This window comes from Flavobacterium sp. ST-158 (assembly GCF_058309975.1).
On record NZ_JBZEEN010000001.1, the window covers coordinates 166,130 to 180,941 of the forward strand.

15 protein-coding genes are annotated in these 14,812 nt (G+C 34.8%); 11 read left to right on the plus strand and 4 right to left on the minus strand.

Annotated elements, in window-relative coordinates; translation table 11 throughout:
- The first annotated feature begins 23 nt into the window (after nucleotides 1-23).
- The 6 genes from map (at nucleotide 24) to pruA (ending at nucleotide 5,722) form a co-directional block, all read left to right on the plus strand.
- The gene (gene map, locus AC4FRF_RS00650) at nucleotides 24-842 is read left to right on the plus strand and encodes a type I methionyl aminopeptidase (RefSeq protein WP_491157510.1); all 819 of its coding nucleotides are present in this window, start codon (nucleotides 24-26) and stop codon (nucleotides 840-842) included.
- Between the two features lie 63 nt (nucleotides 843-905).
- Entirely contained in the window at nucleotides 906-1,319 is a 414-nt protein-coding gene (locus AC4FRF_RS00655; RefSeq protein WP_491157511.1) for a GxxExxY protein, read from the plus strand.
- Nucleotides 1,320-1,370: 51 nt separating this feature from the next.
- Nucleotides 1,371-2,135 carry a class I SAM-dependent methyltransferase gene (locus tag AC4FRF_RS00660; protein WP_491157512.1) on the plus strand — a complete coding sequence of 255 codons (765 nt, stop codon included), beginning with the start codon at nucleotides 1,371-1,373 and terminating at the stop codon, nucleotides 2,133-2,135.
- Nucleotides 2,136-2,214: 79 nt separating this feature from the next.
- Nucleotides 2,215-3,471, plus strand: a complete 1,257-nt coding sequence (locus AC4FRF_RS00665) for a type IX secretion system plug protein (protein ID WP_491157513.1) — start codon at nucleotides 2,215-2,217, stop codon at nucleotides 3,469-3,471.
- A 79-nt stretch (nucleotides 3,472-3,550) separates the two neighbouring features.
- Nucleotides 3,551-3,937, plus strand: a complete 387-nt coding sequence (gene apaG / locus AC4FRF_RS00670; RefSeq protein WP_373392399.1) for a Co2+/Mg2+ efflux protein ApaG — start codon at nucleotides 3,551-3,553, stop codon at nucleotides 3,935-3,937.
- 156 nt (nucleotides 3,938-4,093) lie between these two features.
- Nucleotides 4,094-5,722, plus strand: coding sequence for an L-glutamate gamma-semialdehyde dehydrogenase (gene pruA, locus AC4FRF_RS00675; RefSeq protein ID WP_491157514.1), 1,629 nt, complete (start codon nucleotides 4,094-4,096; stop codon nucleotides 5,720-5,722).
- 83 nt (nucleotides 5,723-5,805) lie between these two features.
- Here pruA and rsmG read toward each other — a convergent pair whose 3' ends face one another.
- Nucleotides 5,806-6,435, minus strand: a complete 630-nt coding sequence (gene rsmG, locus AC4FRF_RS00680) for a 16S rRNA (guanine(527)-N(7))-methyltransferase RsmG (protein WP_491157515.1) — start codon at nucleotides 6,433-6,435, stop codon at nucleotides 5,806-5,808.
- A gap of 109 nt (nucleotides 6,436-6,544) precedes the next feature.
- On the opposite strand from rsmG, the gene AC4FRF_RS00685 reads away from it, so the two are divergent.
- The 3 genes from AC4FRF_RS00685 (at nucleotide 6,545) to AC4FRF_RS00695 (ending at nucleotide 9,664) form a co-directional block, all read left to right on the plus strand.
- Complete coding sequence (locus AC4FRF_RS00685) at nucleotides 6,545-7,639, plus strand: fatty acid desaturase family protein (RefSeq protein WP_491157516.1); 1,095 nt, start codon at nucleotides 6,545-6,547, stop codon at nucleotides 7,637-7,639.
- 104 nt (nucleotides 7,640-7,743) lie between these two features.
- The gene (locus AC4FRF_RS00690; RefSeq protein ID WP_491157517.1) at nucleotides 7,744-8,934 is read left to right on the plus strand and encodes a pyridoxal phosphate-dependent aminotransferase; all 1,191 of its coding nucleotides are present in this window, start codon (nucleotides 7,744-7,746) and stop codon (nucleotides 8,932-8,934) included.
- A gap of 151 nt (nucleotides 8,935-9,085) precedes the next feature.
- Nucleotides 9,086-9,664, plus strand: a complete 579-nt coding sequence (locus AC4FRF_RS00695) for a hypothetical protein (protein WP_491157518.1) — start codon at nucleotides 9,086-9,088, stop codon at nucleotides 9,662-9,664.
- Nucleotides 9,665-9,710: 46 nt separating this feature from the next.
- Here AC4FRF_RS00695 and AC4FRF_RS00700 read toward each other — a convergent pair whose 3' ends face one another.
- Nucleotides 9,711-10,559, minus strand: a complete 849-nt coding sequence (locus AC4FRF_RS00700; RefSeq protein ID WP_491157519.1) for an AraC family transcriptional regulator — start codon at nucleotides 10,557-10,559, stop codon at nucleotides 9,711-9,713.
- A gap of 131 nt (nucleotides 10,560-10,690) precedes the next feature.
- On the opposite strand from AC4FRF_RS00700, the gene AC4FRF_RS00705 reads away from it, so the two are divergent.
- Complete coding sequence (locus tag AC4FRF_RS00705) at nucleotides 10,691-11,779, plus strand: mandelate racemase/muconate lactonizing enzyme family protein (RefSeq protein ID WP_491157520.1); 1,089 nt, start codon at nucleotides 10,691-10,693, stop codon at nucleotides 11,777-11,779.
- A 222-nt stretch (nucleotides 11,780-12,001) separates the two neighbouring features.
- On the opposite strand, the gene AC4FRF_RS00710 is transcribed toward AC4FRF_RS00705, so the two are convergent.
- Nucleotides 12,002-12,865, minus strand: coding sequence for a helix-turn-helix domain-containing protein (locus AC4FRF_RS00710; RefSeq protein WP_491157521.1), 864 nt, complete (start codon nucleotides 12,863-12,865; stop codon nucleotides 12,002-12,004).
- Nucleotides 12,866-12,957: 92 nt separating this feature from the next.
- Between AC4FRF_RS00710 and AC4FRF_RS00715 the strand changes: the two genes are divergently transcribed.
- The gene (locus AC4FRF_RS00715) at nucleotides 12,958-13,320 is read left to right on the plus strand and encodes a DUF983 domain-containing protein (RefSeq protein WP_491157522.1); all 363 of its coding nucleotides are present in this window, start codon (nucleotides 12,958-12,960) and stop codon (nucleotides 13,318-13,320) included.
- A 72-nt stretch (nucleotides 13,321-13,392) separates the two neighbouring features.
- Here AC4FRF_RS00715 and AC4FRF_RS00720 read toward each other — a convergent pair whose 3' ends face one another.
- Nucleotides 13,393-14,802 (minus strand): RagB/SusD family nutrient uptake outer membrane protein, encoded by a 1,410-nt coding sequence (locus tag AC4FRF_RS00720; RefSeq protein ID WP_491157523.1) that lies wholly within the window; start codon nucleotides 14,800-14,802, stop codon nucleotides 13,393-13,395.
- Nucleotides 14,803-14,812 lie beyond the last annotated feature (10 nt).

The following is a 14,812-nucleotide window of genomic DNA, read 5'->3' on the forward strand; positions in this document are numbered from 1 at the left end:
TTTGCAAATCGAAAATAAAAAATATGATTGTAGTTAAATCCCGTGAAGAAATAGAATTAATGCGCGAAAGTGCCTTAATCGTATCAAAAACATTAGGAATGCTTGCTTCTGAAGTAAAGGAAGGAGTAACCACATTACACCTTGACAAATTAGCTGAAGAATTTATTCGTGATCATGGAGCTGAACCAAGTTTCCTTGGTTTATATGGTTTCCCAAATTCACTTTGCATGAGCCCTAATGCACAAGTAGTACACGGAATTCCAAACAACACTCCTCTTGTTAGCGGTGATATTATCTCGATTGATTGTGGCGCTTTCAAAAACGGTTTTCACGGTGACCACGCCTATACTTTTGAAGTTGGTGAAGTAGCTCCTGAAACTAAAAAATTATTACAAGTTACTAAGGAATCTCTTTATGTTGGAATGCGCGAATTCAAAGCTGGAAATCGTGTGGAAGATGTAGGGAACGCTATCCAAAAATATACAGAAGGCCATGGTTACGGAGTAGTTCGTGAATTAGTAGGTCACGGATTAGGACAAAAAATGCACGAAGATCCTGAAATGCCTAACTATGGTAAAAAAGGTCGTGGAAAACTTTTTGTAGAGGGAATGGTTATTGCACTTGAACCTATGATCAATCAAGGAACCCGCAACATCAAACAATTAAAAGACGGCTGGACAATTTTGACGGCCGATGGAAAACCATCTGCACATTTTGAGCACGACATTGCTTTAGTAGACGGAAAACCAGAGTTGCTATCTACTTTTGCTTACATATACAAAGCATTAGGAATTGAAAGCAACGAAGAAGATGAGTTTAGAAAAGTGCCTTTGGTGATTTAGATTATTTCGCTAAGATTCGCTAAGAACTACACGAAGGTTCACAAAGTTTTAATTGCAGCATTTATGGAAAATGGAACTTTAGAGTTAAATGAAGAATTGAATGCGCTTTCGTATAAAGTCATTGGTTTAGCAATCGAAGTACACCGCCAACTTGGCCCGGGGCTTTTAGAATCTGCTTATCAAGCGTGTTTGATTTATGAACTTCAAAAAGCAGGATTAAAGGTAGAAAAAGAAATCTCACTTCCTATCAGCTATAAAGAAATCAAACTAGACCAAGGTTACAGAATAGATTTATTAATTGAAGACAAATTAGTTTTAGAATTAAAAACTGTAGAAGAATTTAGTTCAGTTCATTTTGCACAAATTCTTACCTACCTAAAATTAGGGGAATATCCGTTAGGACTTTTAATTAATTTTAATTCTAAAATATTAAAAAACAACATAAAAAGATTCATCAACTCTAAGGAATATTTATAATCATTTTGCGAATCTCCGTGTAGTTCTTAGCGAATCTCTGTGTAACAACTTATGAAAAAACTTTTCAAACTCATCTTAAACACCATTCCGCGTCCACTATTAATTCGTTTGAGTTATGTAGCTCGTCCTCTTATTGCCTTTTCCTTAAAGGGAAATAAATATACTGATCCTATTGATGGGAAAAGTTTCAAGTCGATGTTGCCTTATGGATACGAAACACAACGAAACAATGTCCTTTCACCAAGCACCCTTTCATTAGAAAGGCACCGCTTGTTGTGGTTGTATTTGAACGAGAAAACCGATTTTTTCACAACACCAAAAAAAGTATTGCATTTTGCTCCCGAGCAAGCTTTTTACAAACGCTTTAGAAACCAAAAAAACCTAGATTACACTACAACTGATTTGTTTTCACCTTTGGCTGATGTAAAAGCTGATATTTGTAACCTTCCGTTTGAAGACAATCAATACGATGTGATTTTGTGCAACCACGTTTTAGAGCACATTCCTGATGACACAAAAGCAATGCAAGAATTATATCGCGTACTAAAACCTGGCGGGATGGCTATTTTACAAATTCCTCAAGATTTAAAAAGAGAAGTTACTTTTGCCGATGATAGCATTACCGACCAAAAAGAACGCGCTAAGATTTTTGGTCAATACGACCACGTGCGTATTTATGGCCGTGATTATTTTGACAAATTAAGAAGTATTGGTTTCAAAGTAGTTGAAGAAGATTACACCAACACTATAAATCCTGAATTAGTAGAAAAATATTGTCTGGCAAAAGGAGAAATAATCCCTGTTTGTTTTAAATAAATCCCTAAAAGACTCCTAACTCCACATACTATTTTAAGGCTTTATTTGTTATATTTACATAATAGCAATTAAAACAATTATGCCTAAAAATTTTCTTTTCGGAATCCTGATGTCATTCTTTTTTGTTTCTGCCATAGCGCAAGTACAAGAAGAATTGATACCTCCGTACAACATAAAAACGGTTACTTTTGTTCAAAACAGCCAAAATGCCGTTCCTATTTTCCAATTAGGAACTAGCTTCCAATTCCAATTCGATGACCTTTTTGGTAATGAAGCAAATTACTATTATGAAATCATTCATTGTGATTACAATTGGGTCCCAACAAACATTCCTAAAAACGAATACTTACAAGGATTTGACAACCAAAGAATTCAAAATTATTCCAATTCTTTCAACACCTTACAAATATATTCTCACTATAATTTAAGCATCCCAAACCAATTCACCCAGCAATTGCGCCTTAGTGGCAACTATATTCTTAAAATTTTAAACGAAGACAGAGAAGTTGTTTTTTCTAGAAAATTCATGCTTTATGAAGATATCGCCACCGTGCCATTGCAAATAAAAAGAGCTCGAAATGTAAGTGTTATAGAATCTAAGCAAAACTTAGAATTTTCGATAAAATCAAATAGTATTATTTTTCAAAACCCCTTAAAAAACATAAGAGTAACATTATTACAAAATGGTAATTTCAATAACGCCATAAAAAACATAAAACCGCAATACACTATTGGGAATGATTTGATATACAAATACGATACTGAAACTCAATTTTGGGCAGGAAACGAATTCTTATATTTTGACAATAAAAACATTAGAGTTGCCAGCAATTATATCGCCAAAATAGACTCAAGTACAGATATTTACAATTGCTTGCTCTATACTAACAATGCTAGAAAAAATTTCCCTTATACTCGATTTGAAGATGTAAACGGTAATTTTGTAGTCAACAATGCAAACGCAAGCAACAATGAAATTGAGGCCGATTATGCTTGGATTTATTTCAGCCTTTCTGCACCAACTTATAGACTTAATAAAGACATTTATATTACAGGAATGTTTAACAACTATAGTTTATCACCTGAATACAAAATGGACTACAACGAGAAAAAAGGAATTTATGAAAAACCTATTTTAATCAAACAGGGCTTTACTAACTTTCAATATGTTATTGCAGACAACAAAGGAGTCATTGACAACGAAAATGCAATAGACGGAAATTTCTACCAAACTGAAAACGAATATACCGTTTTAGTTTATTACAAAGAGAACACAGGACGCTATGATAGAATCATTGGAAAAGGGAATGCTAACTCCCTGAACATCATTAACTAAAAAAAGATTTAAAAATAGAGAAAAGCAAATGAAAATTTTGTAATTTTGCCCCTATTAAACACTGATTTAATACTTTAATATGGTTTCTCAAATAACAAGAGGCATAAAAATTACCGTTTTGACTAGTTTTGAAGGTACCTACTTCAAAAACTACAAGATTCACTTTGCCTTTAGTTACCATATCACAATCGAAAATCACAGTAAGGATTCTGTACAATTAACTTCTCGTCATTGGGAGATTTTTGATTCATTAAACAATATTGAAATTGTAGATGGCGAAGGCATCATTGGCAAAAAACCAGTATTAAAACCAGGAGAAAATCATACTTATAGTTCCGGTTGCTTACTTTCTTCTCCTTATGGAGCTATGAAAGGACACTTCAACATGATTAATTTTACAAACACTAAAACCTTCAAAGTAATTATCCCTACTTTTAGGTTATGTGCTCCATTTGCATTAAATTAACATTTAGCAACCTTATTTTACAACTTATTATAGCTTCATTATAAAAGTTTTAAATTCTCCTTTCGTACTTTTGTTAGCATACCTGATTATTCGCAACTTTCGAATATATTTTTCTAACCTTATCTAAACGCTTTTAGATAACTAAAATACAACAACATGTTAAAAGGATTTTTTAAAGTACCCAAAGCAATAAACGAAGCTGTAAAAAACTACGCGCCTAATTCCCCAGAAAAAGATGCCGTTTTAGCCGCTTACAAAAAAATGTGGAATACTAAAATAGAGGTTCCGCTTTACATTGGAAACGAAGAAATCAAAACAGGAAACACTAGAAACATCACTCCACCACACGATCACAAACACATTGTAGGAAGCTACCATCTTGCCGAAAAAACACATATCGAAAAAGCCATTGCAAATGCTCTTGAATCAAGAACAGCTTGGGCAAATATGGCTTGGGAACAACGTGCCGCTATTTTCCTAAAAGCAGCCGAATTGATTGCAGGTCCTTATCGAGCAAGAATTAATGCTGCAACAATGATTGGACAATCTAAAAACATTCATCAAGCGGAAATTGATGCTTCTTGCGAATTAATCGACTTTTTAAGATTCAATGTCGAATATATGACTCAAATTTACGCTGATCAGCCTTATTCAGATTCAAGTGTTTGGAATCGATTAGAATACCGTCCTTTAGAAGGTTTTATATATGCTATTACTCCATTTAATTTTACTGCCATTGCAGCTAATTTACCTGCAAGTGCTGCTATGATGGGAAATGTAGTCGTTTGGAAACCAAGTGACAGCCAAGTTTTTTCGGCAAAAATAATCATTGATATCTTTAAAGAAGCTGGACTTCCTAACGGAGTTATCAATGTTGTTTTTGGCGATGCGACAATGATTACCGATACCATTTTAGCCAGTCGAGATTTTGCCGGGTTGCATTTTACAGGTTCTACTCATGTTTTTAAAGATCTTTGGGCAAAAATAGGAAGCAATGTACATCATTACAAAACCTACCCTAGAATTGTAGGTGAAACCGGTGGAAAAGATTTTATTATGGTGCATCCAAGTGCCAATGTAAAACAAGCTGTAACAGGAATTGTGCGTGGTGCATTTGAATTTCAAGGTCAAAAATGTTCAGCTGCATCAAGAGTATATGTTCCAAAAAGTTTATGGCCAGCGGTAAAAGAGCAACTTACAACTGATGTAAAATCTATGAAAATGGGTTCGCCAGAAGATTTCAGCAACTTTATTACTGCTGTAATCCACGAAGGTTCATTTGACAAATTAGCGAGTTACATTGACAGAGCAAAAAATGATGCTGATGCAGAAATTATTATTGGAGGAAACTACGACAAATCTGTTGGATACTTTATTGAACCTACAGTTATCTTAACTACAAATCCAAAATATGTAACCATGGAAACCGAATTATTCGGACCTGTTTTAACTATTTATGTTTACGAAGATACTCAATGGATTGAAACCCTTGAACTCATCGACCAAACATCAGAATATGCACTTACGGGAGCTATTTTCAGTCAAGACCGTTATGCTATTGAAGAAGCGACTGTTAAATTACAAAACGCCTCTGGAAACTTATACATCAATGATAAATGTACCGGAGCCGTTGTTGGACAACAACCCTTTGGTGGAGCAAGAGCTTCCGGAACCAATGACAAAGCGGGTTCAGCGATCAACTTGTTGCGTTGGGTTTCACCGAGAACCATCAAAGAAGTTTTTGTTTCTCCAGAAGATTACCGCTATCCGTTTTTAGGAGAATAAATATAGATTTCAGAATTTAGATTAAAAAAAACGCCGAATCTTAGTTAAAGATTCGGCGTTTTTATGTTATTTTATGATTTCAATTACACCACAAACTTCAATGGTAAATGCACTACTTTCTTCGTTTCGAAAAATTCATCTTTAAAGAAATCAGCTAAATCATATTGGGTTGCTTTGGGGAAATCTTTTAATTCTTCCGTCAAATCTCCACCTTTTAAATACAGAATTCCATTTTTCAATTCGTGTTTCTGTTGTTTTTTGATTTTGGTTTTTACCCAAGAAACAAAATCGGGCATATTAGTCACCGCACGGCTCACAATAAAATCGAAATCGCCTTTTACATTTTCGGCACGAATTTGTTCTGCTTTTACATTTTTCAATCCTAAAGCATCCACTATGCCTTGCACCACTCTAATTTTTTTAGCAATTACATCAATCAAATAAAAACGCGTTTCAGGAAATAGAATTGCCAATGGAACACCAGGGAATCCTCCACCAGTCCCTACATCTAACACATAACTTCCGGGTTCAAACTTCATGATTTTAGCAATTCCTAAAGAATGCAAAACGTGCTTGGTATATAATGAATCAATATCTTTTCTAGAGATTACATTTATTTTTTCATTCCAATCGTGATAAAGTACATCTAATTTTTGGAACTGCTCTTTTTGAATATCGGTCAAATCCGGAAAGTAGCTCAATATTTCGTCCATCGTTTTATTTTTTTAACAAAAGTACTATTTTTAAGTTTGAAATATTTAACTCAATTTTGCAGAGTTAAAATTTATAAATAATTATCTTTGAAAACTATTTTTGAATTATATGAACACTACCGCACCTACATTTGCTAAGCAAGACAAACTAAAGTTCTTTAGAACGCTTAACTCGCGGGTAAACAATTACTTCAAAGAAAATAACATTTCAAAAGCAGGTAATTGGAAACTGCATTTAAAAGCCATTATTTTATTCACAGTTTTTCTGGTTCCTTATTTTTTAATTCTGACTAGCGATATGCCTTTTTGGGCACACCTTCTTTTAACCATTGTTATGGGAATAGGAATGGCAGGATTAGGGATGAATGTAATGCACGATGGCAATCATGGTTCTTATTCTAACAAGAAATGGGTCAACAAAATTATGGGTGGAACCATTTATGTCTTGGCTGGAAATGTTTACAACTGGCAAGTACAACATAATGTATTACACCACACCTACACCAATATTCCAGGTTATGATGAAGATTTAGATGCTGGACGAATTATCCGTTTTACTAAAAGCGCTAAATGGCATAGTTTCCATCGTTTTCAACATTATTACTCTGTTTTTCTATACGGATTATTGACTTTTAATTGGGCTATTACAACCGATTTTAAGCAAATGAGAAACTACTTAAAAAGAAAATTATCTTATGGAGAACCTAAAAGTCCTAAGATTTTATGGACCACTTTAATCATCACTAAGGTTATATATGTTTCTATCTGGATTGTATTACCTATTATTATCGGAATCGTTTGGTGGAAAGTATTGATTGGATTTTTCGTAATGCATTATACTGCTGGATTAATTTTAAGTATTGTTTTCCAATTGGCTCATGTTGTGGAAGAAACGGAGAATCCATCGCCAAATGAATTAGGAGAAATGGAAAATACTTGGGCTATACACCAATTGTTCACCACTACTAATTTTGCACCAAAAAATTGGTTGGTCAATTGGTATACAGGCGGATTAAATCACCAAATAGAACATCATATTTTTCCACATATCAGTCACATTCATTATGGTAAAATTGCAAAAATTGTTCGCGAAACCGCTCAAGAATGCAACTTGCCTTACTATGAATACAAAACCATGAGAAGTGCTATAATTGCACATTTCAAACATTTAAAGGAACTAGGAATGAACCCAGAAATGGCTTAAAATAAAGATGCATTACGGTGCATTTCAATAATAATTAATTAAAATAAATAATTAACCTCCCTTAATTCAGAAATTAGGAATTCGGGGCTTTCAACACTTTATTAATGAGTAATCCACTTTCAGACAGAATTAACAATCTTGCTACATCACAAACATTAGCAATGGCAGCTTTGGCTAGAGAATTAAAAGCACAAGGTAAAGATATTATTAGTTTAAGTTTAGGAGAGCCTGACTTTAACACGCCTGACTTCATCAAAGAAGCCGCTAAAAAAGCAATTGACGATAACTACAGCACCTATTCACCAGTTGATGGATATGCTGATTTGAAAGAAGCTATCTGCAGAAAATTCAAAAGAGACAACGACTTAGATTACAAACCAGCAAATATTGTAGTTTCAACAGGAGCTAAACAATCTTTATACAACATTGCACAGGTAATGTTAAACGACGGTGACGAAGTAATCTTACCAGCACCTTACTGGGTTTCTTATTTCGAAATCGTAAAATTATCAGGTGGAGTTCCTGTAGAAGTGCCAACTTCTGTAGAAACTGATTTCAAAATCACACCAGAACAATTAGAAGCTGCTATCACACCAAAAACAAAAATGATGTGGTTCTCTTCTCCATGCAACCCTTCAGGATCAGTTTACAACAGAGAAGAATTAACAGCTTTAGCTAAAGTTTTAGAAAAATATCCAAACGTATATGTGGTTGCTGACGAAATCTACGAGCACATTAATTTCTCAGGAACTTTCTGCAGTATTGCCTCTGTTCCAGGAATGTTCGAAAGAACTATTACGGTAAACGGAGTAGCAAAAGCTTTTGCTATGACAGGATACAGAATTGGATACATTGGAGCACCAGAATTCATCGCTAAAGCTTGTACTAAAATTCAAGGTCAGGTAACTTCAGGAGCTAATTCAGTAGCACAACGCGCAACTATTACTGCAGTTGATGCAGATCCATCTGTATTAAACCACATGGTACAAGCATTCCACAGCCGTAGAGATTTAGTTGTTGGATTGTTGAAAGAAATTCCAGGAATCAAAATCAACGTTCCAGAAGGAGCATTTTATGTATTCCCAGACGTTTCTTCTTTCTTCGGAAAAACATTAAAAGGAACTGAAATTAAAGATGCTAACGATGTATCGATGTACCTTTTAGCAGAAGCTAACGTAGCTACAGTAACCGGTGATGCTTTTGGTAACCCTAACTGTATTCGTTTCTCTTATGCAACTAGCGACGAATTATTGAAAGAAGCTTTAAAAAGAATCAAAGACGCTTTGGCAGGATAGTCAAAACCTAATATTCAAAATACTAAAACGCCTCAAGGAAACTTGGGGCTTTTTTTGTTAGCCTACCTAAAACTTGTAATTAATTATTTATAACTCCAAGGAATAAATTTTATTTTTGTGACAAAAATTTCACCAAACTAAAAACACTATCATGTCAATATCATTTCGATTACTAACTATATCAATTATCCTTACTACATTTTCATATTCAACCTCATTAAAAGCCCAGCCTAGAAAAGGAGAATACATCAATGCTTCTATTGGTATAGGATTAAGTACCTCCTATTACGAAGAAGATGGTGGAGGAACCGGTTTTTATGCTCAGGCTGAATATGCAAATGGAATAACAAAATGGATTGGCGCAAGATCTTATGCAGGAATTTTACTCACTTCAGGAGACAAAACCAATGAAAACGGGAATCCTACAGAATATAGAATAAGCGCTAAAGCATTTTCATTTGGTGGAAAGATCCGTGTTGCAGCACCTATCCCTTATGTTGCTCCTTTTATAGAATCAGGAATTGGGGTATCTATCGGTTCTTTTCAAACTTATACTCCATCGACTAATCTCAAAAAAAATGGCGTTTTGATGCATATCCCTGTTTCATTAGGATTAGCGATTGGTCGCAAACACAATGTAGATATAGCATTTAACTATTATTTCTACCCTTCAATAAAGCAAATTTCAGGAGCTATTGCTGCTGGAGTTGCTATTCCTATAAACAACTAATCTTTATTTATCACGCCAATATCTCAAGGAAACTTGGGGCGTTTTTTTAAATATCCCGATACATCTTCCTATATTTAGAAGGGGACATTTTTACAAATTTGCTAAACTGTCTATTAAAGAAACTCAAATTATTATAACCTACTTTATACCCTATTTCAGAAGCCGTTAAATCAGTATTGATAAGCATTTTAGTCGCCATACTAATTTTGTACTCATTGATAAATTCAAAAAAAGACTTGCGAAAGGTTTTCTTAAAAAAACGACAAAACGAATCCTTATTCATCGCTATTTTTTGAGCAACATCCTCTAAAGTAATCTGTTGGTTATAACATTCTTTGACATAATTGTAAATCAAATTGACACGCTCGCTTTCCTTTACCGTCAAATTGGTCGTAAAACCTTCTCCTGCCAAACAATTATGACGAGCTCTGGTCAATTCTTGTAATATTTGCAAAAAAGACAGTAATCGCTCAAAAGGAGGCAAATCGATTAATTCCAACATCTTTTTTTCTACCAGCAGCGCCTCTTCTTTAGGAAAATGAATGCCACGAGAAGCCAATTGCATCATTTGCCTGATGTGCTGAAACTCTTCTTTTTCTAACCAAGGAGTAAGCAAATCGTCATCCCATTGGATAATTATACAGCGCACTTCCTCCTTTTGTTCACCAACCGTTTTCCAGCAATGCGGCAAATTAGAACCTACTAAAACCAAATCGCCATATTCAAAATTAGCCATATTATCACCCACATAGCGAATCCCACTGCTACCCAAAATATAAGTCAGTTCATACTGCGGATGAAAATGCCAGGAAGCAATAAATTCTTTTCCTTCAAAAATACTGGTTCTAAAGGAACTTCCGGGTGACGGACTAATACTTCGGTATTCTGCTTTCATAGACTCTAAACGGATATAAAACCGTAAAAATAACACTATTTTGAATCAATATAGTGTCTAAAATTGCTTTTATGGTGCAAATAGTGTTTATTTAAGATTTGTAATATTGCAGATACTAAAACCATTACAGCATGAGCTCATCTATCGCCATTAGAGACGTAAAACTATACAAAGCGACTTCCACGCTTAAAAAACCAATTGCCGATGCTACCCATACGCTAACTGAAATCTCCTTTATTGTGATGCGAATTCAGTTAGAAAACGGAATCATTGGGGAATCCTATTTATTATCTTTTCAATATTCTCCTAACGCGATTGTAGGAGCACTGAAAGACATTATCCCGGTAATTAAAGGCTATAATACCAATGAAACGGGAGCCGTTTACCAAAAACTAGACGATTTAGCCGAATATTTTGGAAACCAAGGGCTTTTGCGCTGGGCTCAGGCCGCCATCAATATTGCCATGTGGGATGCCTGGGGAAAATTCCTGGGACAACCTATTCATAAAATTCTGGGAACACACAAAGAAAAAGTTTCCATTTACGGAAGTGGCGGTTGGATTTCGTATTCTATTGACGAATTGATTGAAGAAGTAACTAACTATGCCGACCGTGGTTTTAAGGCCGTCAAAATAAAAGTAGGTTCACCAAAAGTGAGTACTGATGTCGAACGTTTGCGACTAGTGCGCGAGGCCGTAGGCGATAAAGTGGATATTATGATGGATGCTAATCAGGGAATGGATTTGCCATCGGCAATGAAACTGGCAAGAGAAGCACGCGATTTAAACATCAACTGGTTTGAAGAACCAATCCATCACCAAAATTTTCAGGGTTACGAAATCCTGAAAAACCAAACCGGAATTTCACTGGCTATGGGCGAAAGAGAATTTGACACTTTGCCGCTTCGTGAATTAGCTACTCGAAATGCCCTAGACATTTGGCAACCCGATATTTTAAGAATTGGTGGTGTCGAAGCCTGGAGAGAAAGCGCCGCACTGGCCAAAAGTTTCCACCTGCCAGTACTGCCGCACTATTACAAAGATTACGATGTTCCTTTAGTGTGTACCATTTCTAATGGTGTGGGCGTAGAATCCTTTGATTGGGTGGATTCTTTAATCGATAACCCTATGGTCGTTCAGGATGGTTATGCTAAACCGCACAATTTGCCTGGTTGGGGATTTGGTTTTATCGATGATCGAATGACTGAAATTAATTTGTAAAAACAACTCCTTTTTCTAAAAATAGTTTAAGATTTGAAGTATTGCTACTTCAAATCTTAAACTATTTTTGTTTTCAAAATTTTGGGCGTAACCTCATTGAAAAAAAATAAAACTCAAACTGGTGCTCGTTTGCAACGAGTACCTACTTACTGATAAAACACAAAACCGAGCGTTTGTAACGCACCTAGTTTATACCTAAAATTTATTGACTTCACACTGAAATTAATTTTTCAATAATCGAAATTCAGTAGCAGTCATTCCACTGTGTTTTTTGAACAAACGACTGAAATAGGAATAATCTTCATAGCCTAATTCAGCAGCAATTTCGTTGACGGTCCAGTTTTTGTCAAGCAGCATGCGTTTGGCTTCCAGAATAACCCGATCCACAATTACTTCGGTGGTTGTTTTTTTAAGGATATCCCTGCAAATTCGATTCAGATGTTTCAGCGTAATATTTAGCTCCGAAGCATAATAAGCCGCCGATTTTTCTTCTTTAAATTTTTGTTCTAAAAGTTGTTCCAGATTTTTAATCTTCACATTATACGAATGCGCTTCATGAACATGGATTTGGCTGTACTTTCGTGCCAACTCAATGTGAATACTGTCCAAGAGATTCATAATCTTATCCCGCTTCAATAACTGATTGCTTTGACTTTCGGTAATTAAATTTTCAAAATAAGGCAAAACCTGTTTGATTTCTGCTTCCTCTAAAACAATTTCTGGACTATTTTGCACCGAAAAATAAAAGGGATAATCATCGATTTTTTTGTTTCCAAAATACAAATTATACATTTCTGACGTATAGAAAACAATAAAACCTTCTATATCTTCAGACAAAACCCAATGATGCATTTGCCCTGGCTGCAAAACAAAAACACTTCCTGCACAGATATCAAATCGGTCAAAATCTACTTCATGAATTCCTGAACCATTCGTAAAAAAAACCAATAAATAAAAATCATGCCGATGTGGTTTTTCAATAAAACTATGATTGACCAAATGATTTTTAAAGGTATTAATATACAAATCGCTCGTTACGGAATTGCAATTAAACTGTTCAATGCTATAAATAGGATATTTTTTCATTGTGCAAAAATGTCTTTTTTGTGCTATAATAAGCGAATATAGAAAATAGTGCGCAGATAAAGGAATAAATACCTTTGTAAAAAAGAATCGCCATGTCAAATATCCTCGCACACATTCTGAATAATGATTGTCCTCATTGTCAACAAGGAAAAGTTTTTAAAGAGAAAAGTATCTTTTTTAAATTCAGTTTCCCTAAAATGAATGAATATTGTCCACATTGTCATTATAAATTCCAAAAGGAACCGGGTTATTTTTTTGGCGCTATGTATGTCAATTATGGATTAACAGTGGCACAAGCCATTACTACTTATGTCATTGCTCATTTTTTCTTTGAACAAACCTTCGATTTACGAATCATACCCATAATTATGGCTGTTATAATTGGTCTATCACCTTTAAACATTCGATTATCAAGATTGTTATGGTTGTATATGTTTAAGAATTATTCGAAATAAAAAGACCGCTTCCCCATTAAAGGAAGCGGTCTTTACCACTAAAAAAACTAACCACTAACTTAACTTTATTTATTATTTATAAGCTTCATTTTGAGTTATTACATCAGGATTTTGATTAATTACTAAAAATGGAATTGGTAATAACAATTGATCCGCTGTAATAGTAACATTCTTAGTACTATTTTTAATTACTGAAATAGCTCTTCCTGCTCTAATTAAATCAAACCAACGATGGAATTCGCAAGCAAACTCAACCTGACTTTCGTGTTCTAAAGCCAACTCCACGGTATTGTACTGCGCTGGATAACCTACAGCTCCATAAGCAGGTAAACCTACACGGGCACGTACTTCGTTCAAATATTTAGGATCTGAAGTTGCTTCCGTAAGCATCAAAAGCACATCGGCATAACGAAGTACAATAAAGTTATTATCCGAAGCTTCTCTTAAACCACTAACTGGCGCACTTGTATCTCTCCACTTAATTGGGAATTTCACATCTACATGTACGTTATTAGCGGTTTCGTATCCATTCTGAATAGAAATATCTCTCCTTGGATCAGCTGTTTCATACGCATTCCATAAATCATCTGTAACTTGATTAAAACCACCTCCCCAAGCAGTAACTACGCGGTTATCTACTGGTGAAAACATAGCCCAATACAAACTATACGGATTTGAGACTCCTCCTTTATATTGAATTTCAAAAATTGATGACGCACCATTTTTCTTGGTTAAATTCCATAAATCAGCGTAAGGAACCAAAGTAAATTTACCATAGACTTTCAATAAAGCTTCAGTAGCCTTTGGTTTATCTCCCATAGTTAGATAAACTTTACCAAGCAAAGTATTAGCAGCTTCTTGAGTGGCTGCCCCTACAAAACGACTATTTGCTTTTGCAGGAAGTTTAGATACAGCAAAAGTTAAATCTTCAATAATTTGAGTGTACACTTGATCTTTAGGTGTACGTCCTTTAGCATAAGCATCAGCAACACTAAGAGGACTAAGCACCAAAGGCACATCACCCCAGGCGCGAACCATATCAAAATAGTACAAAGCGCGTAAAAACTTAGCTTCACCAATTAAAGCATCTTTACTAGCAAAATCCAATTTTTCGGTATTCACAATGATATTATTAACAACAAAAATTGCCTTATAATAATTGTTCCAGAAATTAAATACCAACTCATTATCAATAGTCATAGTATGTAGTTCAAAACTTTCATAGTCTTGAATTCTTCCAGCCGCATTATCACTATACGCATTATCCGACATTAACTCCCCATAGAACGATGGTAAACTCTCCGGTCCATATAAGGTATAAAGTGAGTTATAAGCAGACCACAAGGCCGTTTCAATATCTTTTTGAGAATTATAAAAATTCTCTTCATTTGCGTTTGAAATAGGCGCTTTATCTAAAAAATCAGCACTACATCCTAACAGGAATAAGTTGCAAATAAGTATTATGTATGTTATTTTTTTCATCTTTTTAAGT